The following is a 26,461-nucleotide window of genomic DNA, read 5'->3' as shown; positions in this document are numbered from 1 at the left end:
TATTCTCACCCCCTTCCGAATGGAAGTTAGAGTGAGCTGACCGCCCTTGAGGAGCCATACAATTGTACTTGGTATATTATACCATAACGCTCTTCCGAAAGGGCATTATTTCTTTTGATTACATAAACTTACATGTTGTCCCTGTATATCCTCCACTATGGAGAGGTGAGCACCATGCATGTCACGATTTACCACGGAAAAGTCCATGATGAGAAATTGGCTCTCTGCTATACTTTGATTCTGGAAAAATACAGAAAGGCAGAGCAATCAAATCCATCTATCCCCTATAGCTATAGAATCCACACGAATAGTGATTAATTAGACGATGAAAATTAGATATCCACCAAATTTCAGATAATCATCTGATTGGAATGCGGTATGATTAGACAGTTTGTTAATGGGAATACCCCGCTGAAGATGTTTCTTTTGAGTTCAAAACGTCATTGCTTGAGAAGTCTGAACAACTAAAGAAGGAAAAGCCGAGACTATATGAACTACCTAATGAAGAATTTCTTGATATGTATGCTAGTTATGAACTAAATGAGGGACAAAACAAAAGAGATTTATGGAAAGTCGCTGAAATTAATTTTAGAGTGCCATTATTCTTGCGGGCAAAAGAGTAAGTGTATAGCATCGTGTATTTGATCAGCCGAATAGCATTACGGAGGATACACGAATAGGTGGAAAATGATATGATTGACAGTAAGAATTATAAAATAACAGGAGAAAAGGTGAAATAGTGGGGACAGTCAAAGTGTGGAGCTATGATAAAGGGAATTATATAAAAAAACAATCCATTGGAAAAGTAAAATATATTGGTGAATCGTTTGGAGCAGTGGGTTTGACTGATGGAAAGGTATATGATTGTTTAGGTGTGGAAGGCGGGTTTCTACGAGTCGTTGATGATGAGGAAATGGATTATTTATATTGTGCCAAAAATCCAGCTCCACTTGATTGGAGTTCCACAGGAGGACGATGGGAAATCATAGAGGATGATGATAAGGGAACCCTTCAAAATGCAATCACAGAGTAACGAGCACTCTCAGGAGAACAGCGAGGGTGCTTTTTTATTCGTTTTTTTGGTAATGTAGGCGTTAAAAAATAAGCCATCATTCAAGAATGGAGAACGAAACTAAATCAATTGATACGAGGCGGGATGAATTATTTCACACAAGCAGATGCAAAGTCCTTAATAAAGAGACTTGACTATTGGTTAAGAAGTTGTATTCGCATAATGAAGTGGTAATGATGGAAGAAGGTCCAAAAGCGGTTGATCATTGCAAAAGAGTAAGAATTATAGATGAGCAAGTAGGAATGTGGGCTGATCAAATAATTCTCAGCCCCCTACTCGATTCAACGTGACAAAGAGAATTCAGAGGTAAAATGTAATAATATAGAAAGAGATTAGACAAGCACTTAGAGATTATTACTAGATGACTCAGTAGATTAGTCGCTTACGTATTACATAGATGGTTCAGAAATATTCACGTGACATAATATCAATGGTGTTCGCAAATGTTAAGGTAATAACTGAGTATATTAATATTTTATTTTATCTTCCTCCCCCAGAAGGTAAAACCTGGGGGGGAAGAATGGAGACAAAGTAGACTTGCACAAAATTTTTCTAAATACTTACATGACATTAAAAGAGTTTAGCACATAAGTATAACAAGAAACAGAGAGTGGAAGGGCTAATTTCAACATTAAAGTTAAGTTGAATGTTCACAAGAGAACACCTCCTCTAAGGTGCCTCCATTCTTATTCTATTTTATGTAAAAGATAATTAGAGTATTCATAATCTAGTAATACGAAGTAGGAAAATAAAAATTGTAAACAGTAATATCATGATGTAATTCACAAACTATTGTACGTCATCATCTATAGGTACTACACCTACCTTATTTAATGTATGATTGATAAATAACTATACCATGTTAGAGGGGATAATATAATGATGGGGATTAACAATGATAATCATATTGCAAATCAATTGTTACAGTTAACAGACGTGAAAGATGTTACCATTGGTATATATTTTGTGAAGAGGGATGGTTCAAAAGATGACTTTTATTTTTCAAAATCTATTGAGGTGGAGTCTAAGCTGTCAACCTTTTTAAAAGAACATATAATTTCGGAATTAAACAATTTAAGGGTTGATGATGGGGATAAAAAATTTTTTCGGGTTAGTCAATACAACAATGAATTTCAACTAATGGATGTAATCGGGATATATGATATTACACAAGAAGAATCTGAAGAAAGAGGAGAAACCATAGAGTCTACAGAAAATAAGGTAATACAAAGAGTTGAACTATTAAGAAGATCTATAGTACAAGATGCTTTGGAAAAAATCCATGGATCAAATTTCCAAATAGTTACTTTGGAATATAATAAGAAAAAATTATCCTTTTGTTTTTATCGAAGTATAAAGAAGATAGCTAAAAATAAGAAATGGGCCATACTCTCGTCAGATGAATATAAAGAAGTTGAAAATAATATTATAGAACTTGGGGGACCTATTTCATTTTTCTTCGATAATGAATCTATATATATTATCCGTGTAAAAGATTTTGAAAATGCTTTTGAATATAAAGATCATATTAGCATTAAAAGCGAGGAAAATCTCAATAAGATTGCAGGAATGGGATTCTTTATGAATGAGAATTCAAGACACAATTTTATTAAGCAATCAAAAAATCAATTATTTTCACGGGGGCTTGCACAAATCAGCGATGAGACCATGAAAGACCTTAATGAATATTATGACGAACGGGTTAAGGAACTGAAGCAAATACAAGTAAAATTGAATAGTATAGAGAAGGAGGAAGAAAAGAGGGATTTTGAATACACGATTGGCGATATAATTCATCTACTGAAATTATTAAATTTTGAAACAGGAAAAATAATATTTCCAGAAAATGAAAATCCTAAACCGCTTCTTCACTTTTTTCAAGATAAAATCGTGTCATCATTTTTGACCAAGAAGATAAGAACGGTTATGGGGTACTAATTAAAAGTAAGAAGGTGCAAGAATGTGGGGTAAAATTGAACAATTTATAATGTGGGCAATATCATACTTTCCAGTTCTTGTAATTGGCTTATATAGATATTTATTTGAAGATATAGATAAATCGTTTATTGTGGATAAGCACGAAGTTTCAAGTGATGTTGTGGATACCTTAGTTGTTATCTTTATCCTTGGTTTTACTATGATAGTATTTTTTAATACGCCTAGGTTGATATTCAAAAAGTTAAGTAGGCAAATGGAAGAAGGTAATAAGGGTAGAAATCATATAGTTAAAAAATTTGATAGATTAAATTTGAATGATTATACTTTTTTTCTTTTAACTCTAATCCTACCCTTAATAACAGTTGATTTTAAATCAACAATAAGTTTATTAATTTGTTTTGCAGTAATATTATTTATTATTACCCTTCTTGTAAGTATCGATTATATTATAGCGTGTCCGTTATTCTTCGTTTCTTCATATAAAGTCTGGAAAGTCAGTATGGTAGAAGCTACAGAAAATAACAATGAAATTGAAAAAGAGGTTTTTGTAATTACAAAAGCAAATGACTTTTTTGATAGAGAATTTCGTGCTGTAAAATTGTTAAGAAATGTTTATTTTTTGTCTGAACAAATAGGATCATAAAATGAATAGGACAGTGTGTGAAAGAGTAAATTACAGAACGAAAGAATTTGAATAGATAAGCACTTTTCAGAGTGTTTTTCCTTTACTTTAAAAATATCTTGATTTTGGAAGCAATTTGACTTGATTTACCATTTGAAAATCTCATAAAAAGTTGCAGACTGTAAAAATAACATTCGTATCTGGGAAAAATATGATGTGAAGCTCGACGCACAAAAATTGAAAAGGCTAGAAGGTTGGTCATAAGATTTACTTAATAAAGAGAAAGTGAGTAAGGAAACAACATCAATAAGAATAAAGAAGTAAAAGATCATTTCGTAAGCAGATTGGTACTAGATGTATAGGAGCTGTAAAATCTGATCGGAGTGGACATTTTCTTTATTATCATAATCGAAATCGGAGCATTATTCTCAAATTATATGAACAATGATAAAGTTAAGAGGAAAATAGAATGATTGAGTATGGAAATAATACGATATCCTTTGGTAAGTAGGTAGATAAGAACTAAAGAGTGCTATGATACAAGCATGCTTATAGATTGACTTTCCCCATCATCTAATAATGAAGTAGGACAAGAAGGCTATTCTGGTGTAGCCATCGCCTTCAGTCTCCTCGTAATTCTTATCTTAGTGCTAAATTACTTTCGGAATCGAAAATGATCTATTTGTGGACTGTCATAAGCAGTCTTTTTTTTATGCATGAATCCGTACAGGCACAGCCAAGCCCAGATCTTCATACATATATAAAGCGCACATTGAAATGGGGGGATGGTTGTGTCTTTATTTGCTTCACTGCTCTACTTAGTTCAAGAGGTTGGTTTATTTGTGGCCTATGTGAAGAATAATGCCTTTCCACAGCCTTTATCAGACGAAGATGAAAAGCGTTATCTAGAACTGAATGCCACAGGAGATGCCATGGCTCGCAACCACTTAATTGAACACAATCTTCGTCTCGTTGCACATATTGTTAAGAAGTTTGAGAATACCGGGGAGTCACAGGAGGACTTAATCTCCATCGGTACCATCGGTTTAATTAAAGCTATCGAAAGCTTCCAGCCTCATAAAGGGACGAAACTGGCTACATATGCTGCACGTTGTATTGAGAATGAGATCCTAATGTCATTAGGGTGCTATCGCTATGTCAACTCAAGTTAACATAGAATGTTATTGCTGATTGGTGGAGTATTTAAGGAATTACAGTATGATGAAGAAAAAGGATGTGAAAAGTATGATAAGTATGAATCTAAAAAAATTGCGAAAAATGAATCGATATACGCAAGAGGAAATCGCTGATAAAATCGGTGTTTCAAGACAAGCTGTAGCTAAATGGGAAAGCGGCGAAACTGTACCAGATATCGAAAATTGTATCGCATTGGGAAAATTATATGGAGTGACATTAGATGATCTGGTCAATTATTCAGGTGATCATGAAGAGAACGGTATTCGACCAAAGGGGAAACACATCTTTGGACTGGTAAAGGTTGGTGAACGAGGACAAGTTGTTATACCGAAGAAGGCGAGAGAGTTATTTAGCTTAAATCCTGGAGACAGCTTATTGGTACTGGGCGATGAGGAACATGGAATTGCAATTGTGAAAAGCGAGGGATTCCTGCAGTTCGCACAAGATATCCTTGATGCACAGGAAAACAAGGGGGAAGACGAATGATCGCCATTCAAACCAAGGATTTGACTAAGCAGTTTCAAGACAAGATCGCGGTTAATTCTCTCAATCTCTCTATTGAACAAGGTGAGCTATTTGCTTTGCTAGGTGTGAATGGAGCAGGGAAAACGACAACGATTAAGATGTTGACTTGCCTTAGCAGTCCTACAAGCGGTGATGCCACCTTGCTTGGAGATAGCATTGTTAGCAATCCTCATGCTGTCAAAGAAAAGATAAATGTTTCACCACAGGAAACAGCAGTAGCTCGCAACTTATCTGTGAGAGAGAATCTTGAGTTAACTGCGCAAATCTACGGATTTGATAAAAAAACAATCCAGAAAAAGGTGGAGGAGATGCTTACCACTTTTAATCTTACGGAAGTGTCTAAACAGAAAGCAAAAACCTTATCAGGAGGAATGCAAAGACGACTTAACATTGCCATGGCACTTATTTCTGATCCACAGATACTATTTCTTGATGAACCCACCCTCGGATTGGATGTGATTGCACGGCGTGAACTCTGGACTGCGATTGAAAAATTAAAGGGGAGAATTACCATCATTCTCACTACTCATCATATGGAGGAAGCAGAAACTCTTTCAGATCGTATTGGTATCATGGCGAAAGGAAAATTAAAGGCAGTTGGAACGCTGGCAGAATTACTAGCCAAGACCAATGCAAAAACACTAGAAGATGCCTTTGTTTCTTTAGCAACGGAAGAGGGGGTGGCACAATGAGATCACTGGCATTTGCCGCACGTAACCGCAAAGAGATTCTTAGGGATCCATTGAACCTGGCATTTGGTATTGGTTTTCCATTAGTAATATTATTGTTACTATCTGCGATTCAAGCCAATGTTCCAGTTGAATTGTTTACCATTGATCAACTTACTCCTGGAATTGCTGTTTTCGGTCTCTCTTTCATCTCGCTATTTTCTGGAATGTTAATTTCCATTGATCGGGGTACCTCATTTTTGCTGCGATTGTTTACAGCTCCACTTTCTGCTTCTGATTTCATCAAGGGATATACACTTCCACTCATTCCAATGGCGATTCTGCAAATTACCATATGCTTTATAGCTGCTTTCTTCTTAGGGCTTCCGATCAATGCGAATGTTTTCCTTTCGATTATTGTGCTTTTACCAACAGCAATACTATTTATCGGATTTGGACTTTTGGCAGGCAGTATCTTTAACGAGAAACAGGTAGGCGGTATTTGTGGTGCATTATTGACAAATCTCAGCGCTTGGTTGAGTGGCACATGGTTCGATCTAAATCTAGTTGGTGGCTGGTTCAAGGAAATTGCCTATGTCCTTCCCTTTGCCCATGCTGTGGATGCATCAAGAGCTGCACTCTCTGGGGAGTATGCATCGATATTCCCACACCTTTGGTGGGTAATTGGATATGCCCTTGTGATAATCGCTGTTGCAATTTTCACTTTTAAGAGGAAGATGAATAGCGATAACGCTTAATATATGTTTTTTATAGGAGTATATTGATATTGTGGAAAACTTATAATACAATAAAAAAAAGATTGCAGATGCCGGAAACATCCTTAACCTTAGTATAACTATTACCCTTTAAATTGGCTGGCTCACTTGTTAAAATGACCTTCCATGTTTGTTAGGGTCAAGGAAGGTCATTTGTGTTTGTCATAGATGATTGATAGGACCACGGCCAATGTTGCGAAAATACTCTCCTCGGAGGGTGTTTTTTTTGTGTTTACACAACTTGACAGTCCATCCCTGCATATCTTCCACTATGGCTGTGTGAGCACCGCGCATCTGATCGACTAGAGTAACATTACAGAGAAATTGAGTAGTTTGTTTTTAAAACCGATAATATCACTTACCACCATGGTGGTCTTAATTTAAGTTTAGGAAGGAGATCCAAAGATATAAGGAGAAATGCAAATTGTTGGAAGGAAGTGACGCCATGAAAAAAGTCTTTTGGATTTCACTAGTTTTGCTGCTACTTTCTGCAGAGCCAGCAATCCGTTCACTTGTATTAGAAAAATTATACATGTCTGAGATGGAAAAAAGATACATTATTCATAGTGATTATAGGCTGCTAGATGAGCAAGAGGTCATCAATTATCAAGGGAATGAAATCAGAATCGAAACACATAAAAAAGACCTTAAGCCAGAGAAAAATCACTGGGGAGATCATATTATTACAGGTGATGTTCGTATTTTAATCAATGGAGTAAAAGTAGCGGAACAACATGCTCAGGCAATACGACTAAACCCAAAGGAACATGGAGAGTATGGGGAAACTCATATTGAAATTAGTTTTTTCGATGTTGTAGATACTTATTTGGCTGAAGAATATCTTGCTATTCTCCTCAATCATAGTAACAACTATAAAGAGGTTAAGCAGCTCGGGGATCAAAGATATCAGATGATCAAACTATATTCAGATGGTCGGATTGAGAATGAACACTTCACCTATGCATCTCGAACCAAGCTACAATCATACTTAGCAAAGTACGTAACGTATACATGGTTTGGCTTTTATACAAGTCTTCATTATCAAACTGCTACATTAATTGTCCCAATTTTTTATCCTTTCTTAACATTTCTTATCGGACTCAGCGGTGTTCTCATATGTGGTGGAGTCCTTTTGTACAGAAAAAGACAGTGGCGCCCTATTGCCTAGTCAAATTTAAGGTGACCGAAGGGATCATTGAGCGGAGGTTTCCATTTTTGATTAGACAATATAAATTGGAGTTCAACGTGAAGTGAGCAGTAGAAGACGTATCAAATATTTTTATTCGTTATGTGTTTATGAAACTAAGTATATTTTTATTATAGATAAAGTCCCACCACTATTGCGGGTTTATTGAACTATCAATTTTGCATAAACATCATATGAAAAATGTTATTTTTAACTATAATTAGATACATATCATTGTTATAGTAAAATAGAAATATGACTTTTGAAAGGGTGAAAAATCATAGTAAAAAAGAAGTTGAATGAAATGATGCTCGAGTCTTATAAAGATACCAGCAAATTATTAAGAAGTATATCAAGTAAAAGAATAAAGAATCATAGTTTAAATGAGCGAATCAGATTTAAGAATATGTTAAAAAACGAGTTTACACTGGATGAGTTAGATCTTTTATTAGTAGGAATTAAAGCGGAATTAGAGAGTAATAAGCATAAGTCTACAGGCTTGACGAATACTTTAGTAACTTTTATTGCATCAATAGTATCCTTTTTTGCAGCAATGATAATTACAACTATACAAGTACTTCCCAACATGATAAATGCTATGTTTAGCAATAATCTTAACATTCAGCTAAAGATTATTGATTATCAATATATTTTTGATGAAAAAAAAGGACATATGGTCATAGAATCTCTTGGGGAACTTCAAAACAAATTTAATAACACGCCTATTTGGAAGGCACTTGTTAAAGATTATGTAGCATCAAGTAACCTCTTTATAATAGCTGTTTTTGTTATTCTTCTATTAATATTTGCATATTATAATTATTCATCAGGAAAACTAAAAGATGATATCCTATATAAAGAGATTTTACAACAAGCTATAGGCGAAAAATCAAACCAAACATATTAAAAAATAGTCCACCAAGTAGTGGACTATTTTTTGTGCAAGTTGACAACTCATCCCTGCATATCCTCCAGTATGGAGGTGTGAGCACCATGCATGTCACAATTGTCTACGGAAAACTCCATGATGAGAAATTGGCTCTCTGCTATGCTTTTATTCATGATAAGTATAGAAGGGAGAGGGAGCATGTTGATCGGCATCTATGTACGTGTCTCAACAGAGGAACAGGCGAAGAAGGGTTACAGTCTAGACAGCCAATTACTAGAGTGCAAAAAGATTGCAGCAGCAAATAAAATCCTTGAATACATTGATGATGGATATAGTGGTGAGTTTCTAGAACGTCCAGCCTTAATGAAACTGCGTGAAGATGTACGAGATGGTCTGATTGCAAAAATCATCTGCTATGATCCAGACCGACTTTCTCGCAAGCTTATGAACCAGCTTATCATCGATGAAGAGTTTCGTAAGCATGGAGTAGATGTGGTCTATGTAAATGGGGATTTTGAGAATACGCCAGATGGTCGCATGTTTTATATGATGCGTGGAGCCATTGCAGAGTATGAGAAGGCAAAAATTAATGAACGTATGTCTCGTGGGCGTAAGCAAAAGGCCCGGGAAGGCAAAGTGGTCAAGAATTATCATATTTATGGCTATGACTATGATAAAGCATTAGGTCAGCTCATCATTCGTGAAGATGAAGCAAGGGTAGTACAGCTTATCTTTAATCTATTTACGAAGCCAAATACGGTGGTAAGGGGGATCAATGGAATTGCAAAATATTTGACAGAGCAAGGCATCCCTACAAAAAGAGGAGCAGTTGTCTGGCATCGCCAGGTTGTACGTCAGATCCTCTTCAACCCAGTCTATAAAGGGGAATTCATCCAGAATAAATGGAATACAGAAGGCATGCTTGTCAATAAGTACAAGATCAATGATGATGAGAGGATTCCAATGAAATTACGGCCAGAAGAAGAATGGATTGTCGTTGACTCTCCGGCTATTATCTCTGAAGAGCAGTTTGAACACGCACAACAGCTCTTAGCTGAATCCAGACGACGGTGGGCGAAGCAAGGGGTTCGAACCTACCTTTTAAGTGGCCTTGTGCGCTGCGGAACATGTCATAACACCATGACAGGTCGTCGATATAAAAATTGGGACACCCATGTACTGGAATATACAGACGTTAAGAATACAGCTGGAGCTAAGAACGTTGGCTGCGGGAATAGAATAAGAGTAGAAGAAATCGATGCTATTGTTTGGAATTATATTACAGACATTTTAAATAATCTAAATAATATCAGTGAATTTGAAAGTCAACATGAATCATCAACCTATGAAGAATTGGAATTAGAACGGATTACAACAGAGATAAAGAAAATCCAAAAGGGTAAAAAGAGATTACTATCATTATTCGCCATGGAAAAGATGGATGAGGAAGATATCCGCAAGTCTCTCCAGGAATTAAAAGAGCGTGAGGAGCAGTTGATTGCTCGATATCAAGTATTGAGAGAGAAGTTTGGAGAAGAAAAGGAAAGGGAAGTATCGAAGGCAACTTTGCAGCAGATTGTAGATTTTTACTTTCGTAAAGGTGAATTTACCGTGGAAGAGAAACAGGAGATGCTTCGAACCTTGGTCAAGGAGATCATTGTATACCAGGACCATTCAATTGAAATGCTTCTCTTTTAATGATAGCGCTCTAATGACAGTAGGAATGAGATCCTAATGCACCTCAGAACTTTGAAAAAGAGTAAAAAGGATGTCTCCCTTCACGACCCGATTGGTACTGATAAAGAGGGCAATGAAATTACCTTAATCGATGTCCTTGGCACTGATCCTGGAGAGGTGATTGATCAAGTACAACTGCAAATCCAGACGGGGAAAATCTATGAATACATTCATGTCTTGGATGAGCGGGAAAAAGAAGTGATTATTGGACGGTTTGGCTTGGGAGAGCATGAGGAGCGAACACAACGGGAGATTGCAAAGGATTTAGGAATTTCGCGCTCCTATGTTTCACGAATTGAGAAGCGAGCGCTTATGAAGCTGTTCCAAGCCTTCTATAAGCAGGAGCAGAAGGTGAATAATCTCTCTACTTATGATGGGAAAAGATGATAAGCAATTTTTGAAACTATGAAAGCAGGCCATTGGCCTGCTTTTTTTGGGGGATGATGATTTCCTGAAGGAATATTTGATGCTTTTATTGAAAGGAGTTTTACCAAAGAAATGGAATAATACATCAATATATTCTTAACACATAAACTTAATTAGGATCAGCTGCATGTGAACTCATTGAGACGAATATAGAGGGCAATGAAATAACCTTAATGGATGTCTTCAATAATACTCTATGCCTGCCCTATTCGAAAAGAATAGAATTCTGGAGGGGTGAGTAGCATCTTACCGAGAAAAATTATTTCAGCTTCCATTTCTAGTACTTTGCTTGCTGTGATCTTAGGCCTATTAACTGACCATCCTAGTTTTTTTGTTCAAAAGGAAGGACTCATTTCAGACAAAATCTTTTCGCTATTAATGGTGATCCCGATCTATTTGATGTTTAGCTTCCCTGTAATATTAGTTTATGGGGTATTAACCTCGATACTTAGTGATAAGATCGGAGAAAAAGTATCCATTAAATTTCGAAAAGCAAAAATAGAACCGATTGTTTCTGGTATACTTCATTTCATTTTCGGCATGATTTTGCTATATGTTAGTCTTATTGCATCCATGCTATTCTTTATTACCGATAGGATATTAAGAAGAGGTAACAGGCAATATGTGTGGAAACAAGCAGTTCAGAGTTTCATCCTTCCAGCTCTAACCTGGCTTATTTGCATGGGGATTGAATGGGGAAGAGATTTATTCTTCAATTAATTAGCAGGCTTATAGAAAAGAGATTCCATATGAAAAAAAGCTCCACCCAAGCGAATTTTCTCGCTAGGTGGGGCTTCAATCTTATGTCTTAAATGACATAAAAATAAACGCATAAGAAGTGAGATAGGCTACCTAGTAAGACAAAGATATGGAAGATCTCGTGGAAGCCCATATGCTTCATCTGTAGCCAACGGGGCTTTGTCGCATAAATGACTCCCCCAATGGTATAGAAAATCCCACCAAGTATTAAAAGAAATAACCCGTTTACACTCAGTTTATCGGCTAAAGGAGCTGCATAGAAGATAATCATCCAACCCATGGCAATATATATGGCAGTGGATAACCATCTTGGACTGTTGAACCATACCATCTTAAATAGGATTCCAAGTAACGCAGCAACATGGATCAAGATGAATAGGATTAAACCATGATCAGCCTGCAAGGTGATTAAACAGAAGGGTGCGTAGGATCCTGCAATTAATGCAAAAATCATGGAGTGGTCAAGCCTTCGAAAGAACTGGATAATACGTTCATCTGCAATAATCATGTGATACACCGTGGAAGCACCATAGAGAAAGAGCATGCCAAGGCCGAACAGAATGACTGAGATCAACATGGGGACGGATGGTGTGTTGATGGAGACTTTCACAACCATAGCAAGCAGGGCAATGAATGAAAAGATTGCACCCCCAAGATGAGTGTAGGCATTGATTGGTTCTCTTACATAAGCATTCATAATAACACCCCTTATATACCGATACATAGTTTTGGTAACTACATATAATTATAATCGTACCATATCATGGAGTCAATATTTACATTTCATATCCTTTATAATACCATATACTTAGTTATATTAAGGGATGGATGATGATTCCTAGAAAAGGTGAGGCGAAGATGGAGAATATTGCAGACTTAATTGACTCATTACATCTTGAAAGGGTGCTAACGCTTGAGGAGATTCCTAATGTAGATCTCTATGTAGATCAAGTGGTGCAGCTCTTTGAAAATAGCTACAGTATGACGACGAGAAACGAAGAGGAAAAAGTGCTGACCAAAACGATGATTAACAACTATGCCAAGGGAAAGCTCTTCGTACCCATCAAAAACAAAAAATACTCCAAGGCTCATATCATATTAATCAGCCTAATCTATCAATTAAAGGGTGGACTCTCCATCAATGATATTAAGAGCACTTTAGCAGGAGTAAACGAGAAGGTTGTAAGTGATAAAACATTTGACCTAGATGCCTTCTATGAAAGTGTGCTCCGCTTAATCGATGTAGATGTGGAGAAGGTGAAGGAGGATATTAAAAGCCGAGCCATCGAGGTGGAAGCTGAAGCCGAGCACTTAGCAGATCCAGAACTAGAAAAGGTGCTACTGCTTATTACATTAGTTACCATTAGCAACGCATATCGGCGGGTCGCTGAAAAAATCGTTGATGAGCTGAATCAAGCTGAATGACTTTTTCGTATTAAACGCTTTTTTGGCAGACGACGAATCAGTCGAATCGAGTTAAGTTTGAACCTCTCATGGCTAAAGCCACGAGTGTTCTTGGATATTCCATAAAAAGAGTGGAATCTTTGGAATATGCAAAGTACCGACAGTCAAAGATGTCGGTACTTTTGCTGTTGTGGACGATTCTTTTTTATAGAAGAATGTCAGAAAACCCTTTAGAAAATTCAGAGGTTTTTGACAAATTCCTGAAAACCTTTGATCAAAATATCCTCTCTTTATCGAAGCATGAAAGCTTGAAAGGAGAGGATGTCTCATCATTTTTATCTCAATCTTACTTAAGCAAAGCGGAAAATTAAGCGAGGTGCAAAAAACGTTCCTCGATCTTCCATGCAGGTACAGGAGGAGAGATAAGATATCCCTGGATTTGTTCACAGCCTTGCTTTAGAAGAAAATGGGCTTGATGCATGGTTTCCACACCTTCAGCGATAACCTCTAGGTTAAGGCTGTGCGCTAGATCAACGATGGTGCTCGTTATGGCTGCTTGTCGTTTATCTTGCTCAATATCCTTCATAAAAGAGCGATCAAGCTTCAGAATATCAATAGGGAGATCTCGTAATTGGCTGAGGGAAGAATAGCCTGTTCCAAAGTCATCCATGGAGATAGCGATCTTTAATTCGCGCAATTGATTGATGATTTGGATGGCTTTCTCCACATTTTCAATGGCCATACTTTCTGTAATCTCCAATTGAAGTAGATGGGGTGGGAGCTTGGTTTCCGCGAGTGTGTGCTGTACCATCTGCACGAACTGGGGCTGATAGAACTGAACAGTAGAGAGATTGACAGCGATAGGAATCGGTGTAGCATATTGCTTCATCCAGGATACAGCTTGCTGACAAGCTGTTTTTAACACCCATTCTCCCAGTGGGATAATCATTTGATTCTCTTCGCAGATGGGAATGAAACTGGCAGGAGGAATTAGCCCATGTGCTGGATGGTTCCAGCGTACTAGTGCCTCCAATCCTACCAATCTCTCTTCTTGGATCTGCCATTGTGGTTGATAATAGAGTTGGAATTCATTCCGCGCTAAAGCATGACGTAATCCGCTTTCGATCTGAAAACGACTCTTAGTAATTTGCTGTAATTGTGGATTATAGAAATGAAGGGCAGTTCCCTCTTGCTTTGCTGCGAACATTGCCTCCTTGGCATGCTGAATCAGGTGCTCTACCTGCTCGCCATCATCGGGATAGAGACTGATGCCCATATTTACATTTAGTGTCACTGTTTGCGCTGCATCGAGACTGATCTCTTCGAAGCAGCGCTGTAGTGAGAAGAGAAGAGGGTATAGTTCATTTAGGTTCTTGATTGGTGTGAAATATTGGAATTCACTACCTTCTCGACTGAGGACGGCGATCCCATGGGAGAGTCCTTGTAAGCGTTGACAGATTTCAGTTAGAATTTGGTCACCATGCTGATGACCCATTCTTTCATTGATAGTAGCAAAATGGCGTAAATCCATGGCGATAACAGCGAGATGTTGGGACTTGTGCTGTGCTGTAGTAATTGCTTGGCTAAGTAAATGATGAAAGGTCTGCCGATCAGGTAGATGAATCAAAGGATTATATGGAGATAAGGCATTCTTTTTTTCTGTATTCATTAGGGCTTCACAGAACATTCCCATAAAGTGTGTAATCTGTTGATCATCATTATAGATGGCATGGATCTCTAACCATTCACGATATAGCTCACCGTTTTTACGACGATTGAGGATTTCACCTTGCCATTCTCCCTTCGTTAGGAGTGCTTCCCAGAGCTCCTGATAAAAAATAGGAGGATGCTGGCCTGATTTTAATAACCTCGGATTCTTTCCGATTACTTCGATAGATGAATATCCAGTAATCTCTGTAAAACGAGGATTTACAGTGATGATCTTTCCTAACACATCTGTAATAATCATCGCTTGGCTCATCTGCATAAACATTGTGTTTACTAAAGGGATTCCCTGCAATGCTTCTACATTAATTTGATTGTTCATTCTCTCTCTACTCCCTATTTAAACTCAGAAAAAAACCCCTATCTCTGTTGTATCAAATTGTATAATGAAAATCAGTAATTAACTAGTAATTTTTTCAATTCAATGTGTGAAAATTCACGGAGAGCTCACATTTTTTTTGAAATTAATAAAATTGTACAAGGAAGATGTATGTGAGGAAGATTTTATGATATAGTAAACTGCGATACCGATCTGGATAGGATTAAGGTAGGTGAAAGTCATGCTAGAGCAATTTATGCCAAAGCAATTTATCATGTCTGTTTTTGAAATAGATCTGCAGCAGCTTCAGCAGCAGGGGATTAAGGCGATTATTACCGATCTGGATAACACTCTTGTGGAGTGGGATCGCCCTGAACCAACAGAGCGGATTCGTGAGTGGGTAAGCCAGGTCCATGACATCGGTATAGAGCTTCTGATTCTATCAAACAATGATGAGGAACGGGTAGCACGCTTTGCCAAACCTCTTCATGTGCCTTATATCTATGATGCAGGTAAGCCTGGGAGTAAAGCGTTTGCCAAAGCGCTTAAAGTCCTACAGTTACCTCGAGAAGCATGTGTGGTGGTGGGAGATCAGGTAATGACCGATGTATGGGGTGCCAATCGTTTTGGGCTTGAGGCTATCCTGGTGAAACCGGTTGCCAACAACGATGCTGTGAAGACGCGTTTTAATCGCCAAATTGAGCGATTGATTCTATATTTAGCTCGAAAGAGAGGATGGACCACATGGACGAATCAATAAATAAAAATCATCGTAGCTGTCCGGGATGTGGTGCGCAGCTACAATCCACAGATCCCTCCCTACCTGGCTATGTTCCTGCCAGTGCCATGGAGAATGAGAAGGTGATCTGCAAGCGATGCTTCCGTATTCTTCATTATAATGAAGTACAAGATGTCCTATTAGATGGTGAGGATTTTCGTACCATCCTTAATCATCTAGCTGATGAAAAGATCCTGATTGTATCTGTGGTAGATATCTTTGACCTCGAAGGAAGTTGGGTAAAGGGATTAGCCCGTCATGCCATGCATAATCCCATTCTCTTAGTCGCGAATAAGGTGGACCTATTACCCCGTTCCACCAATTATCAGAAGGTAAAGCGTTGGTTAGCACAGTCTGCTCGGGAGCTGGGCGTGCAACCAGTCGATGTGGTGCTTGTAAGTGCCGAGCGTAAGATTAATGTGGATCAATTATTGGAACGGATCGAGGAGCTTCGAGACGGTCGGGATGTTTATGTGGTAGGTACCACCAATGTTGGGAAGTCTACATTGATCAATCGCATCATTCAAAGCTATAATAAAGGTTTAGAAGGTAATACGATTACCACATCCTATTTTCCTGGGACAACCCTGGATCGCATCGCTATTCCCTTGCCCAATGGTGGGGTGATCTATGATACGCCTGGATTGATCAATCGTGAACAGATCGCCCATCTCATCGATGTTAGAGATTTGAGTAAACTGATTCCTCGTGGCGAGATCAAGCCTCGGGTCTTTCAATTACAGGCTAAGCAGACACTCTTTTTCGGTGGCTTAGCTCGGGTGGACTTCGTAGAAGGTGAGCGACAGTCGATGGTTTGTTACCTGAGCAATGACTTACAAATCCATCGTACGAAAATGGAGAATGCAGAAAATCTGTTAGCGAAGCACTGGGGCGAATTATTGTCACCACCACGTAAGGAACAGCTAGCGGAGATGCCTACATGGAAGCGTCACCGTTTTTCTATCGGAAAACAAGAGCTCCGTGACATTGTAATTCATGGCTTAGGCTGGGTTGCCATCAAAGGTACAGGTGCCATGGTGGATGTGTATGTACCTGAAGGTGTGGGTGTCTCTATTCGCCCATCCATCATATAATAGCTGAAACGAAGGTGAGGACAGATGATAACCATGCTTGGCGTGATTGGTCATCCCATCCAACATTCCTTATCCCCTCTTATGCATAATCGTGCTTTACAGGATCAAAACTTGCCCTATGGGTATGCTCCCTTCGATGTTGAACCTGCCTTACTCTCTGCTGCAATCCAAGGGATGAAGGCTCTTGGTTTCCGAGGTTGGAACATAACCATCCCTTATAAAGAGCAGGTGGTTCCGTGGTGCGATGAGCTAGACGAGGATGCAAGGATCATGGGAGCTGTGAATACAATCGTACATAAGAACGGGAAGCTGATAGGCTATAATACAGATGGTAGAGGCTATGTGAGATCCCTTCCATCTGCAGTCTACCAAGTCCTTGATCAGTTAGATGTGCTGATCATTGGCGCAGGCGGAGCAGCCAAAGCCATCGCAGTGGCTCTAGCTCGTCACAGTGTACATCAGCTCACCATCGCCAATCGAACCTTACAACGGGGAGAAGCACTAGCACAGCAGCTTGCACCATGGATTAATGCGATGAGTATTCCATTTCAACAGGTTGAAGTGGAGGCTGCACGCTATGATCTGATTATCCAGACCACTCCCTGTGGGCTCTACCCCCACGTGGATCAATTGCCCTTTCCCCCTACCCATCTTCACTCAGGTCAATGGGTGAGTGATATTGTCTACCGTCCGCTTAAAACAGCGTTCTTACAAGCAGCGGAGGAACGCGGATGTATGACCATTGATGGGGTAGGAATGCTAGTCCATCAAGCTGTCTTAGCGTATGAGCTGTGGACAGGAGTAAAGCCTCCCATCACTACGATGGAAGCAGTGGTTCGTCAGAGCTTACAAGATGAAATGAATCGTAATATGCGGGTAGAATAAAGATAGAGTCAATCAATTACTTCGGTGTCAAACCATTGGGAGGACAGCATATATGAGTTTAACAGGTAAACAAAAGCGCCATTTACGTTCACTAGCCCACCATCTTAATCCCATTTTTCAAGTTGGCAAGGGGGGCGTCAATCTCAATATGACCAATCAGATCGCTGATGCCTTAGAAGCACGAGAACTACTTAAGGTGCAGATTTTACAAAATGCCATGGAAGATAAAGAGGAAATTGCTCAGCAATTGGTGGAGGGAACCGGTGCAGAATTAGTTCAGATCATCGGGAATGTGATCGTCCTGTATAAAGAATCACGGGAGAATAAGGAGATTGAATTACCAAGGGGATAAAAAATGAAACGAATTGGAATTTTTGGCGGTACTTTTGATCCCATTCATCTCGGTCATCTCATCACAGCGGAGCAGGTATTAGAACAGATGAAACTGGATGAGATCTGGTTGTTACCCAATCAGATACCACCTCATAAGGATGGGGCTAGAGCATCGTCGCAACACCGCTTAGCCATGTTACAATTGGTCTGTGAGGATCATCCATCATTGCGGGTTGAATCGTATGAGATTGAACGGAGTGGACCTTCCTATACCATTCGCACCATGGAAGGATTACATGCATTATATCCTTCATACCAATTCTTCTTTATCATCGGTGGAGATATGGCTGAATACTTGCCACAGTGGAAGGAGATCGACCAGCTCCTGCAGCTGGTTCAGTTTATTGCTGTGGAGCGTCCAGGGTATGAAGTGAAGCGCTGTCCCTATCCCCTCCATGTGGTCTCGACCATTCCTATCGCATTGTCATCTTCAATGGTCCGTGAACGTTTAGGAACGGGGCGATCTGTACGCTATTTGCTACCTGCGAAGGTAGAAGCGTATATAAAGGAGCATCATCTCTATGGAAGATAATCAGCGACTTGAAGAGCTTTTATCAAAAACGCAAGCGCAAATGAATGAGCATCGCTTTCGTCATACACTGGGTGTTCGTGATACAGCCGTGCAATTGGCCCAACGCTTTAGAATTTCTTCGGGTCAAGCAGCTATTGCTGGGATACTTCATGATTATTGTAAGTATTGGTCACGGGAGCGAATGGAAGCAGTGATTCTTAGCTCTACCACGACACCACAGTCCATTCTCGATGAACCCTTAGCGCTTTGGCATTCTCATGTTGCTGCAGATATTTTACCGGAGGAATGTGGGATTGAGGATGAGGAGGTATTACAGGCGATCCGTTACCATACCACTGGTCATCCTGGCATGACACCCTTGGAGATGGTGATCTTCCTTGCTGATTATATTGAGCCTGGTCGGGATTTTGATGGGGTCGAAAAGATACGGCAGATTGCTGAAGTGAATCTAGAAAACGCTGTGCTCGCAGCCTTAAAAAATACATTACTTTATTTGTTAAAGAAGAACCAACAAATTCATCCTGAGACGTTGTTAGCGTATAATTATTATCTAAGAAAACAGATGAGCGAGGTGGAAGTATGACAGAGGTTGAAAAAATGCTGAAGGTGTTAGCCGACGCTGCTGATGATAAAAAGGCTGAAGATCTTGTGATCCTAAATTTGAAAGGGCTCTCCATTGTGGCGGACTATTTTATTATATGCCACGGAAATTCGGATACACAGGTACGTTCCATCGTAGATCACGTAAAGGAAGAAGCATCCAAGCATCAAATGAATTGGTCCCATGTGGAGGGGTATACTGAAGGACGTTGGTCTCTCATCGATTTTGGAGATATTATCGTCCATGTCTTCCACCGTGAGGAACGGGAGTTCTACAATTTAGAGCGAATCTGGGCAGATGCCCCACGAATTGAACTCTAAATAACGAAATAAATTGGAGAAAAAAACAGAGGGGGTATACCTCTGTTTTTTCAGTTCGAGACATGATGAGCACTTACCGATTCTGATTGTGATTATTTGGATTTAAAAGGTAAATGCTCTTTGTTGTGTGGCTGGTCCTGAGCGTTCATAATACTGTGCTGTAAGGGTAGACCTAGTTCTAGCATCCGTTCACTCGTCAATAGCTGAATGGAATCATCCTTGCTAGGGAGGGGGACAAATCCACCATTAGGTCCTTTGGTTAAACAATTATTTTTACATTTGATGACGAGAAAAAGCTGATGGAGTTCTAGTTGTTCTAACACCTGCTCCCACTGTGCTTCGGAGAATTGCGTAGCACGTTTGACTAGGAGACTACTCATTTCATGGCGGTTCATTGATTCACCTCGTATTGGACATGTTGAGCACAAATGATGTAGGAATGACACCAATATACAAGATGAGATGATGACTCGTCAATGAATTCTGTTATAATAAACCTTAAGGGGTATTACGAAAAATACTGGAGGGTCAAAAATGCAATATGATCGATCTGTCGTGAACCGTTTGAAACGAATTGAAGGACAAGCGCGTGGCGTAATTCGGATGATGGATGAAGAAAAAGGGTGCAAGGATGTAGTCACTCAGCTTTCGGCAATGCGAGCGGCTATTGACCGTGCCATTCTCTATGTGGTTGGAAACAATATGGAACACTGTATCCGAGAGAATATTGAAAGCGGAAATGATAATGACGAAGTGATTAAAGAAGCGATCAATCTTTTATTAAAAACCAGGTAGATCGTGCTCCTTGTATGAAAGAGAATACACCATCACGACGATGGTGTATTCTTATATCAGGAAGTATATTCATCGATATGTTAATGCTTGAATTGCTAGGAAAATGGTGTTATATGTAGTAAAGAATCGTAAATGAAAGAGGTGGCTGTGATGAAGCCTGTAAAAAAAAGATGGCTAACTTGGCTGGCCTTAGGGTTAGCAATGGTATTCGTAGTTAGTGGATGTCAAGGAAAGCCGCAACAACAGCCGCAAGGAGAAGGAAAAGGAAGTGGCGAAGTAGTTGAGGGAGGAGAGGTGGTTGTTGCAGTTCCCGTAGATCCTGACTATCTCGATCCCCATAAAGCAACAGCTGCTGCAACGCGGGAGATGATGTTTAATGTATTTGAGGGGTTGTATAAGCCTGCACCCAATGGTGATCTAGTACCTGCTATCGCTGATTCCTATGAGACTTCACAAGATGGTACAGTCTATACCTTTCACCTCCGTGCTGGTGTACAGTTCCATAATGGGAATCCCGTGACTGTAGAGGATGTGCTCTATTCCTTCCAGCGGATTCAAGATCCGGTCACCAATAATCCGAGTGGGAAGACGTTTGCCAATGTATTGGTAGAAAAGGTGGATGATCAACATGTTCGCTTTACCCTTCCTGCGGCAAATCCTGCTTTCTTAGCCAATCTTAGTAATATGAACGCTGCGATTATCCCTGCAGGAAGTGAAGATATTAATCAGAATCCCGTTGGTACCGGCCCATTTCAGTTTGTCGAGTATATTCCAGAACAGTACATTCAGCTGAAGAAGAATGAGCACTATTGGCAAGCTGGAATTCCCTATCTTGACCAAGTAGAGTTTCGCTTCCAACCGGATGTAGACGCTGCATTAATCGCTTTTCAAGCAGGTGAGTATCAGATTTATCCACGCGTCAATAATGACTCTGTAGATATGCTAAAGCAACAAGCTGCCTTTAAGGTGATTGCCGAACCACAACGTTTAGTTCAACTGCTTGCCCTCAATAATGAACGAACACCATTTCAAGATATCCGCGTACGTCAGGCACTCAACTATGCGGTGGATCGTGATGCATTAATTGAAGCCGTAGCGTATGGCTATGGTAGTAAGATTGCCTCTAGCATGAGTCCAGCCATGGAGAACTGGTATATTGATGCCAATGTTCTCTATCCTCATGATCTGGAAAAGGCTCGTCAGCTATTAGAGGAAGCAGGCTATGGCAATGGCTTTAGTGCAACTATTTCTGTTCCTTCTAACTATGATTTCCATGTAAAAACAGCAGAAGTGATTGCACAACAATTAAAGCCCCTTAAGATCAACCTAAAGATTGAGAAGGTAGAATGGGGCGTATGGCTCGATCGGATCTATACCAATCGTGATTATGAAATGACCATCATTGGCTTCGAGGGAAAATTGGATCCTTCCATGACCCTTGATCGTTATACATCAGATTATGCGCGAAACTTTATGAATTATAAGAGTGTGCGCTATGACGAAGCATTCCAGAAGGCAGCAAGCGCTCTAAACATGGAAGAACGCCATAAGCTGTATCAGGATGTGCAGATGATTTTAGCTGAGGATGCAGCCTCTGTCTTCTTGATGGATCCTGATTTTCTCGTAGCGATGACTGCAGATCTAGATGGTTTTCAGACATATACCACCTATGTATTAGATATGTCAACGGTACACTATATCAGGTAATGGGAGCGGGGGGAGGACCCTTGAAATTTTGGCTACGCCGTCTCTTCATGCTCGTGCTGACACTGTTCTTTGTAACTATCATCACATTTGTTGCTTTTCAGATTATTCCGGGGGATCCAGCGCAATTGATGCTCGGAACTGAAGCAGATCCACAGGCTGTAGAGACCTTACGCCATCAATTGGGGTATGATCAGCCTCTTCTACAACGTTATGGAAGCTGGATTTTTCAATTGTTGCAAGGTGACTTAGGCTCTTCAATTCGCTTCCAACAATCGGTTAGCAGTCTAATTTCCGCACGCTTTTCAGTGACTTTGACCATCGCCTTCATCGCCATGGTGGTTGCTCCTTTGGTGGCATTCCCCTTAGGTATGCTTGCAGCACGGTATTCTCGCCGCTGGCCAGATTATATTATATCCATGGTGAATCAGGTAGGAATGGCCATCCCTAGCTTTTGGCTAGGGATGGTGGTGATTCTACTATTTTCTGTTGTCTTCCAATGGTTCGTTCCATTACATTTTGTTCCGTGGTCTGAGGATCCTTGGCTGGCGATCCGCTCACTTATTCTCCCAGCCTTGATCGTGGCCATTCCACCTACTGCTGTCTTAACCAAAATGATCCGAGCAACGATGTTAGAGCAGCTTCGCTCAGATTATGTGGTAACCGGTCTGAGTAAAGGTCTCTCCCACTGGATGGTTATGGTAGCTCATGTTCTGCGCAATGCGATGCTACCTGTCATTACCGTCATGGGGATGAGTATGGCAGAACTCTTAGCTGGAAGTATTGTGGTAGAGCAAGTATTCGGTTTACCTGGAGTGGGACGTCTCTTACTCTCCTCCATTGGCTATCGTGATCTTCCTGTGGTTCAAGGAATGGTTGTCATCTTTACCACACTGGTCATTCTTGTCAATTTTATGGTTGATCTGCTGTATCACAGGCTGGATCCACGTGTTCACGTGGGTGAATAGGACGTGGTAGGATGAAACGTAGAGTAAATTGGAATCTCTTAATCGGTGGAGGAATCTTAATCTTAATTGTCTTGATGGCCATGATAAGCTTATTTTATACACCGTTTTTAGTGGACGAGATGCATGTGGAGGATCGTTTTCAATCCCCCAATACCACATATCTCCTCGGTACGGATCATTTTGGTAGAGATATTCTAAGTCGTACCATGGTAGGCGCCCAAACTGCACTCTATGTGGCATTATTCTCCGTAGTCATCGGTGGAGTATTGGGAACCTTCATCGGTGCTCTTGCAGGCTACCTTGGCAAGTGGTGGGATGAAATCTTGATGCGCTGGATGGATGCGGTTTTTGCATTTCCTGCCTTATTAATGGCCATCATGTTTGTGGCAGTATTGGGCGGTGGGATTACCACCACGATGTTAGCCATCGCGATCGTTAATATTCCTGTTTTTGCCCGAATTGCTCGAAGTGGTTTTCTCCAAGTTCGTCAGTACGATTTTGTTGCTGCTAGTAAAACCTTAGGTGCTAGCTCTGGACGCATCATGTTTCGTCACATTCTACCCAATGTACTCTCCCCTCTGTTGGTTCAAGCAGCGGTGAGCATGGGTGCTGCTGTGCTCGCAGAGGCTAGCTTAAGCTACTTAGGATTGGGTATTCAACCACCTGATCCGAGCTGGGGTATTATGCTAAAGGAGGCACAAAGTCATCTCCTCCGTGCCCCTTGGTTCTCCTTAGCACCAGGCACCATGATTCTTCTACTGGTTATCTCTTTGCATATGCTGGCAGATGGTCTTCGTGATCATTTTGATCCCCACCAGCGCTAGTTTACTTATCGTGCTCCATTAATTCAGCTTGATCCAATCGATGTTTACGGTGTGTGGTCTGAATCACATGGCGGAAGAGAGGGAGAAGGTGGGGGCGAAAGGCTTCAATGCCTTCACCTGTCACTCCTCCTGGTACACAGATTTTTTGTTGGAGTGTAGTTAGGGTGAATACCTCTTGTTCCAATAATTTTCCCATCCCAATGATAGATTGTGCCAAAAGGAATGTGGCAGCCTCCTTGCTAATTCCTGTTTCAAGATGGGCAGCCTCCGTCCATTGCTCCAAAATAAAACTAAGGAATGCAGGAGAACAACTACTCAAGTCAGAACAGATCCGAACAAAGGACTCTTCGATCTCTAATGGTGTACTAATTTTCTGGAATACTTCAAGTAGTATTTTACGATCATCTAATGTGCAGAGAGAATGAAATTGAATGAGACTGGTCCCCCGATGTACGAGATGATTAATGGTTGGAATCATTTTCACCAGCTTACATGGCACGCGATCCTCAAGCCATGATAAACTAATGGGACTCGTAATCACCACCATATATTGCTCTTCTCTACAGATGCCCTCGATCTCTTTTACCACATTTTCATACTCTTTCGGCTTGACGCAGAGAAAGAGAACATCTGCTTCAGCTGCGACCTCAACATTCCTCTTCTTACAGTGAATCCCCTCATATTGATTAGCCAATGCTTTGGCCTTCTCTAGATTGCGATTGGTGATCCAAACACGATTTGGATCTACTCCAGCAGCAAGAAATGCTTGGATTAGGATAGACCCCATATTGCCTGTTCCTATAAAACCCAGCTTCACCATAATCCCTCCTTCAGCTTTCCTTCTCTAACCCCTAAACAAAAAATTTCATTAATAAAGGATCCCATTCTATATGTATGAATGAGGAAGTGAATTATCATTGGTGATTACCATCAGCCTATGACATAATTGGATAAATTGTGAAGAAAGGAGTCTATGCCATGTGGGAAACATGGAGTTTACGCGAAAGAATCATCGCCATCATTACCTTCATACTGATGGTCAGCATGGGTGTGATCTTGGTGGCACAATATTCAAAGATTAATCATTTAGAGGAGGACTTATTTGTCCTGCAAAGCATGGAGCAAATTGCTGCCGAGAGATTCGTATCTGAGGAGGTAATAACCTCAGAAGAGGAGAAGCCTCCGGAGAGAGTGGCCCCCATTCTATATATCATTGATGTGAAAGGTGCGGTAAAACGCCCAGGGGTCTATACCGTTACACAGGATGGTAGAGTGATGGATGCTATTACTACAGCAGGTGGTCTATTGGATGAGGCTACAACTCGTCATGTTAATTTAGCAGCACCACTCCAAGATGGAATGGTGATCTATATTCCTTTTCATGGTGAGGAGGGTGTGGATTCCGTTCTCTTGTGGAATCAGGCGGGTCAATCTTCATTAACTGGCGAAAGCAAAGAGCTAATCAATATTAATACTGCGAGTAAAGAAGAGCTAATGCGTTTACCAGGTATTGGTGAGAGTAAGGCGCAGACCATTATTCAGTATCGTGAAGAGCATGGACGCTTTCAGAGTGTAGACGACTTACTACAGGTATCAGGGATTGGAGCCAAAACCTTAGCGAAGTTCCGCGATCAGATTACTGCACAATAAAGAAGAGGAGATGAGCATCGAAGATGAAATACTTGGGGGTGTATGGTAAAATAAGAAAAACCAGTTAGGAAGGATGGGGAATGATGGATGATCAGCAGATTCGTCAATGGTTACAGGGGGTAAAAAGAATAGCTGTGGTTGGTTTGTCAGACAAGCCTGATCGTGCCAGCTATCAAGTAGCACAGTATCTGTTGCAACAGGGGTACGAGATTATTCCTGTTCATCCACGGATTCAGTCTGTTTTTGGCATCCCCGCAGTCCGTTCATTAGGGGAGATTGAGGGCGAGATCGATTTGGTTGATATCTTCCGTAAAAGTGAAGATTTACCGGAAGTGGTGAAGGAGGCATTACAGGTCGGTGTGAAATCCATCTGGGTCCAATTAGGTTTGGAAAATGAAGCAGCCCACAAGCTAGCTGAAAAGGCGGAAATTCCATATATTGAGAATCGCTGTATTAAAATTGAGCATCAGCGTTTATTCAAATAATAAAGAAGACTTGGTTCAGAATATTTCTGGGAAAATAAGTCAGTCATCGTTGCTGACTTATTTTTTTTTGTAAAAAATAGATTTTTATAGGATGCAAAATGGTGAAATTGGCAGAAAAAATTCATAATTTTTTAGTTTGACGTAAAAAAATGTTTCAGGAGTCTTTAAAAATAATTAGGAAACAATTAT

Annotated in this window: 29 protein-coding genes and 2 pseudogenes; 27 read left to right on the top strand and 4 right to left on the bottom strand. The window is 40.2% G+C overall.

From position 1 onward, the window contains the following. The first annotated feature begins 754 nt into the window (after positions 1-754). The 13 genes and pseudogenes from BN1691_RS00960 to BN1691_RS00905 all read left to right on the top strand — a co-directional run bounded on the left by BN1691_RS00960 (position 755) and on the right by BN1691_RS00905 (position 11,756). Entirely contained in the window at positions 755-1,033 is a 279-nt protein-coding gene (locus tag BN1691_RS00960) for a hypothetical protein (RefSeq protein ID WP_197082479.1), read from the top strand. Between the two features lie 75 nt (positions 1,034-1,108). Next, positions 1,109-1,246: a group II intron maturase-specific domain-containing protein gene (locus BN1691_RS14965; RefSeq protein WP_390621621.1), complete on the top strand. Its 138-nt coding sequence runs from the start codon at positions 1,109-1,111 to the stop codon at positions 1,244-1,246. Positions 1,247-1,951: 705 nt separating this feature from the next. Next, entirely contained in the window at positions 1,952-3,010 is a 1,059-nt protein-coding gene (locus BN1691_RS00955) for a Kiwa anti-phage protein KwaB-like domain-containing protein (RefSeq protein WP_048600376.1), read from the top strand. A gap of 22 nt (positions 3,011-3,032) precedes the next feature. Continuing rightward, positions 3,033-3,653 carry a hypothetical protein gene (locus BN1691_RS00950; RefSeq protein ID WP_048600375.1) on the top strand — a complete coding sequence of 207 codons (621 nt, stop codon included), beginning with the start codon at positions 3,033-3,035 and terminating at the stop codon, positions 3,651-3,653. 770 nt (positions 3,654-4,423) lie between these two features. After that, positions 4,424-4,774 (top strand): annotated as a pseudogene (locus BN1691_RS00945) (sigma-70 family RNA polymerase sigma factor); the annotation flags it as partial. Positions 4,775-4,850: 76 nt separating this feature from the next. Beyond that, positions 4,851-5,315 (top strand): helix-turn-helix domain-containing protein, encoded by a 465-nt coding sequence (locus BN1691_RS00940; protein ID WP_315969530.1) that lies wholly within the window; start codon positions 4,851-4,853, stop codon positions 5,313-5,315. Next, positions 5,312-6,046: an ABC transporter ATP-binding protein gene (locus BN1691_RS00935; RefSeq protein WP_048600374.1), complete on the top strand. Its 735-nt coding sequence runs from the start codon at positions 5,312-5,314 to the stop codon at positions 6,044-6,046. The genes BN1691_RS00940 and BN1691_RS00935 overlap by 4 nt, the downstream gene beginning before the upstream one ends. After that, on the top strand, positions 6,043-6,780 hold the full coding sequence (locus tag BN1691_RS00930) for an ABC transporter permease (RefSeq protein ID WP_048600373.1): 738 nt from the start codon (positions 6,043-6,045) through the stop codon (positions 6,778-6,780). The genes BN1691_RS00935 and BN1691_RS00930 overlap by 4 nt, the downstream gene beginning before the upstream one ends. Positions 6,781-7,243: 463 nt before the next feature. Then, complete coding sequence (locus tag BN1691_RS00925; RefSeq protein ID WP_147545535.1) at positions 7,244-7,966, top strand: hypothetical protein; 723 nt, start codon at positions 7,244-7,246, stop codon at positions 7,964-7,966. 322 nt (positions 7,967-8,288) lie between these two features. Beyond that, complete coding sequence (locus BN1691_RS00920) at positions 8,289-8,891, top strand: hypothetical protein (protein WP_048600371.1); 603 nt, start codon at positions 8,289-8,291, stop codon at positions 8,889-8,891. 183 nt (positions 8,892-9,074) lie between these two features. Further along, entirely contained in the window at positions 9,075-10,571 is a 1,497-nt protein-coding gene (locus BN1691_RS00915; protein ID WP_048600657.1) for a recombinase family protein, read from the top strand. Between the two features lie 24 nt (positions 10,572-10,595). Beyond that, a pseudogene (locus BN1691_RS14320) lies at positions 10,596-10,997 on the top strand (sigma-70 family RNA polymerase sigma factor); the annotation flags it as partial. Between the two features lie 273 nt (positions 10,998-11,270). Continuing rightward, positions 11,271-11,756, top strand: coding sequence for a hypothetical protein (locus BN1691_RS00905; RefSeq protein ID WP_048600370.1), 486 nt, complete (start codon positions 11,271-11,273; stop codon positions 11,754-11,756). Between the two features lie 88 nt (positions 11,757-11,844). On the opposite strand, the gene trhA is transcribed toward BN1691_RS00905, so the two are convergent. Further along, positions 11,845-12,492, bottom strand: a complete 648-nt coding sequence (gene trhA, locus BN1691_RS00900; protein WP_048600369.1) for a PAQR family membrane homeostasis protein TrhA — start codon at positions 12,490-12,492, stop codon at positions 11,845-11,847. A 161-nt stretch (positions 12,493-12,653) separates the two neighbouring features. On the opposite strand from trhA, the gene BN1691_RS00895 reads away from it, so the two are divergent. Continuing rightward, complete coding sequence (locus BN1691_RS00895) at positions 12,654-13,220, top strand: DUF1836 domain-containing protein (protein ID WP_048600655.1); 567 nt, start codon at positions 12,654-12,656, stop codon at positions 13,218-13,220. 346 nt (positions 13,221-13,566) lie between these two features. On the opposite strand, the gene BN1691_RS00885 is transcribed toward BN1691_RS00895, so the two are convergent. Beyond that, a complete protein-coding gene (locus BN1691_RS00885) occupies positions 13,567-15,246 on the bottom strand; it encodes a putative bifunctional diguanylate cyclase/phosphodiesterase (RefSeq protein ID WP_048600367.1) in 1,680 nt (559 codons plus the stop codon). Positions 15,247-15,484: 238 nt separating this feature from the next. On the opposite strand from BN1691_RS00885, the gene BN1691_RS00880 reads away from it, so the two are divergent. From BN1691_RS00880 to rsfS, 7 genes are read left to right on the top strand one after another with little or no spacing between them, the layout of a single operon-like run. Continuing rightward, positions 15,485-16,003, top strand: coding sequence for a YqeG family HAD IIIA-type phosphatase (locus BN1691_RS00880; RefSeq protein WP_048600366.1), 519 nt, complete (start codon positions 15,485-15,487; stop codon positions 16,001-16,003). Next, positions 15,988-17,115, top strand: coding sequence for a ribosome biogenesis GTPase YqeH (gene yqeH, locus BN1691_RS00875; protein WP_048600365.1), 1,128 nt, complete (start codon positions 15,988-15,990; stop codon positions 17,113-17,115). Before BN1691_RS00880 ends, yqeH begins: the two co-directional genes overlap by 16 nt. Positions 17,116-17,139: 24 nt before the next feature. Continuing rightward, a complete protein-coding gene (gene aroE, locus BN1691_RS00870; RefSeq protein ID WP_053083672.1) occupies positions 17,140-18,000 on the top strand; it encodes a shikimate dehydrogenase in 861 nt (286 codons plus the stop codon). A 52-nt stretch (positions 18,001-18,052) separates the two neighbouring features. After that, positions 18,053-18,352 (top strand): ribosome assembly RNA-binding protein YhbY, encoded by a 300-nt coding sequence (yhbY, locus tag BN1691_RS00865; protein WP_048600364.1) that lies wholly within the window; start codon positions 18,053-18,055, stop codon positions 18,350-18,352. A 3-nt stretch (positions 18,353-18,355) separates the two neighbouring features. Then, the gene (locus tag BN1691_RS00860; RefSeq protein WP_048600363.1) at positions 18,356-18,925 is read left to right on the top strand and encodes a nicotinate-nucleotide adenylyltransferase; all 570 of its coding nucleotides are present in this window, start codon (positions 18,356-18,358) and stop codon (positions 18,923-18,925) included. Further along, on the top strand, positions 18,915-19,508 hold the full coding sequence (yqeK, locus tag BN1691_RS00855) for a bis(5'-nucleosyl)-tetraphosphatase (symmetrical) YqeK (RefSeq protein WP_048600362.1): 594 nt from the start codon (positions 18,915-18,917) through the stop codon (positions 19,506-19,508). The genes BN1691_RS00860 and yqeK overlap by 11 nt, the downstream gene beginning before the upstream one ends. After that, positions 19,505-19,846, top strand: a complete 342-nt coding sequence (gene rsfS, locus BN1691_RS00850) for a ribosome silencing factor (protein WP_048600361.1) — start codon at positions 19,505-19,507, stop codon at positions 19,844-19,846. The genes yqeK and rsfS overlap by 4 nt, the downstream gene beginning before the upstream one ends. A gap of 92 nt (positions 19,847-19,938) precedes the next feature. Here rsfS and BN1691_RS00845 read toward each other — a convergent pair whose 3' ends face one another. Then, on the bottom strand, positions 19,939-20,241 hold the full coding sequence (locus BN1691_RS00845; protein WP_048600360.1) for a hypothetical protein: 303 nt from the start codon (positions 20,239-20,241) through the stop codon (positions 19,939-19,941). A gap of 139 nt (positions 20,242-20,380) precedes the next feature. On the opposite strand from BN1691_RS00845, the gene BN1691_RS00840 reads away from it, so the two are divergent. The 4 genes from BN1691_RS00840 (at position 20,381) to BN1691_RS00825 (ending at position 24,137) form a co-directional block, all read left to right on the top strand. Continuing rightward, positions 20,381-20,641 (top strand): metal-sensitive transcriptional regulator, encoded by a 261-nt coding sequence (locus tag BN1691_RS00840; protein WP_048600359.1) that lies wholly within the window; start codon positions 20,381-20,383, stop codon positions 20,639-20,641. A gap of 150 nt (positions 20,642-20,791) precedes the next feature. Beyond that, positions 20,792-22,348 (top strand): ABC transporter substrate-binding protein, encoded by a 1,557-nt coding sequence (locus tag BN1691_RS00835; protein WP_048600358.1) that lies wholly within the window; start codon positions 20,792-20,794, stop codon positions 22,346-22,348. A gap of 20 nt (positions 22,349-22,368) precedes the next feature. Further along, positions 22,369-23,313, top strand: coding sequence for an ABC transporter permease (locus BN1691_RS00830; RefSeq protein WP_048600357.1), 945 nt, complete (start codon positions 22,369-22,371; stop codon positions 23,311-23,313). Between the two features lie 11 nt (positions 23,314-23,324). Beyond that, on the top strand, positions 23,325-24,137 hold the full coding sequence (locus BN1691_RS00825) for an ABC transporter permease (RefSeq protein ID WP_048600356.1): 813 nt from the start codon (positions 23,325-23,327) through the stop codon (positions 24,135-24,137). Position 24,138: 1 nt separating this feature from the next. On the opposite strand, the gene comER is transcribed toward BN1691_RS00825, so the two are convergent. After that, on the bottom strand, positions 24,139-24,954 hold the full coding sequence (gene comER, locus BN1691_RS00820) for a late competence protein ComER (protein ID WP_048600653.1): 816 nt from the start codon (positions 24,952-24,954) through the stop codon (positions 24,139-24,141). A gap of 161 nt (positions 24,955-25,115) precedes the next feature. Here comER and BN1691_RS00815 point away from each other — a divergent pair, with 161 nt between their 5' ends. Then, positions 25,116-25,787, top strand: coding sequence for a helix-hairpin-helix domain-containing protein (locus tag BN1691_RS00815; protein WP_053083671.1), 672 nt, complete (start codon positions 25,116-25,118; stop codon positions 25,785-25,787). A gap of 80 nt (positions 25,788-25,867) precedes the next feature. Continuing rightward, a complete protein-coding gene (locus tag BN1691_RS00810) occupies positions 25,868-26,272 on the top strand; it encodes a CoA-binding protein (protein WP_048600355.1) in 405 nt (134 codons plus the stop codon). Positions 26,273-26,461: the final 189 nt, after the last annotated feature.

The sequence above is a fragment of the Rubeoparvulum massiliense genome, assembly GCF_001049895.1.
In the GTDB taxonomy this organism is placed as follows: Bacteria; Bacillota; Bacilli; order Rubeoparvulales; family Rubeoparvulaceae; genus Rubeoparvulum; species Rubeoparvulum massiliense.
The sequence above is the reverse complement of the archived record's forward strand: the minus strand, read 5'-3'. Positions and strand labels throughout refer to the sequence as shown.

Bases quoted from the DNA above. Each gene is read 5' to 3' on its own strand.
- BN1691_RS00955 (WP_048600376.1), top strand. From the start codon at position 1,952: ATGATGGGGATTAACAATGATAATCATATTGCAAATCAATTGTTACAG.
- BN1691_RS00950 (WP_048600375.1), top strand. From the start codon at position 3,033: ATGTGGGGTAAAATTGAACAATTTATAATGTGGGCAATATCATACTTT.
- BN1691_RS00940 (WP_315969530.1), top strand. From the start codon at position 4,851: ATGATGAAGAAAAAGGATGTGAAAAGTATGATAAGTATGAATCTAAAA.
- BN1691_RS00935 (WP_048600374.1), top strand. From the start codon at position 5,312: ATGATCGCCATTCAAACCAAGGATTTGACTAAGCAGTTTCAAGACAAG.
- BN1691_RS00930 (WP_048600373.1), top strand. From the start codon at position 6,043: ATGAGATCACTGGCATTTGCCGCACGTAACCGCAAAGAGATTCTTAGG.
- BN1691_RS00925 (WP_147545535.1), top strand. From the start codon at position 7,244: ATGAAAAAAGTCTTTTGGATTTCACTAGTTTTGCTGCTACTTTCTGCA.
- BN1691_RS00920 (WP_048600371.1), top strand. From the start codon at position 8,289: ATGATGCTCGAGTCTTATAAAGATACCAGCAAATTATTAAGAAGTATA.
- trhA (WP_048600369.1), bottom strand. From the start codon at position 12,492: ATGAATGCTTATGTAAGAGAACCAATCAATGCCTACACTCATCTTGGG.
- BN1691_RS00895 (WP_048600655.1), top strand. From the start codon at position 12,654: ATGGAGAATATTGCAGACTTAATTGACTCATTACATCTTGAAAGGGTG.
- BN1691_RS00885 (WP_048600367.1), bottom strand. From the start codon at position 15,246: ATGAACAATCAAATTAATGTAGAAGCATTGCAGGGAATCCCTTTAGTA.
- BN1691_RS00880 (WP_048600366.1), top strand. From the start codon at position 15,485: ATGCTAGAGCAATTTATGCCAAAGCAATTTATCATGTCTGTTTTTGAA.
- yqeH (WP_048600365.1), top strand. From the start codon at position 15,988: ATGGACGAATCAATAAATAAAAATCATCGTAGCTGTCCGGGATGTGGT.
- aroE (WP_053083672.1), top strand. From the start codon at position 17,140: ATGATAACCATGCTTGGCGTGATTGGTCATCCCATCCAACATTCCTTA.
- yhbY (WP_048600364.1), top strand. From the start codon at position 18,053: ATGAGTTTAACAGGTAAACAAAAGCGCCATTTACGTTCACTAGCCCAC.
- BN1691_RS00860 (WP_048600363.1), top strand. From the start codon at position 18,356: ATGAAACGAATTGGAATTTTTGGCGGTACTTTTGATCCCATTCATCTC.
- yqeK (WP_048600362.1), top strand. From the start codon at position 18,915: ATGGAAGATAATCAGCGACTTGAAGAGCTTTTATCAAAAACGCAAGCG.
- rsfS (WP_048600361.1), top strand. From the start codon at position 19,505: ATGACAGAGGTTGAAAAAATGCTGAAGGTGTTAGCCGACGCTGCTGAT.
- BN1691_RS00845 (WP_048600360.1), bottom strand. From the start codon at position 20,241: ATGAACCGCCATGAAATGAGTAGTCTCCTAGTCAAACGTGCTACGCAA.
- BN1691_RS00840 (WP_048600359.1), top strand. From the start codon at position 20,381: ATGCAATATGATCGATCTGTCGTGAACCGTTTGAAACGAATTGAAGGA.
- BN1691_RS00835 (WP_048600358.1), top strand. From the start codon at position 20,792: ATGAAGCCTGTAAAAAAAAGATGGCTAACTTGGCTGGCCTTAGGGTTA.
- BN1691_RS00825 (WP_048600356.1), top strand. From the start codon at position 23,325: ATGAAACGTAGAGTAAATTGGAATCTCTTAATCGGTGGAGGAATCTTA.
- BN1691_RS00815 (WP_053083671.1), top strand. From the start codon at position 25,116: ATGTGGGAAACATGGAGTTTACGCGAAAGAATCATCGCCATCATTACC.
- BN1691_RS00810 (WP_048600355.1), top strand. From the start codon at position 25,868: ATGATGGATGATCAGCAGATTCGTCAATGGTTACAGGGGGTAAAAAGA.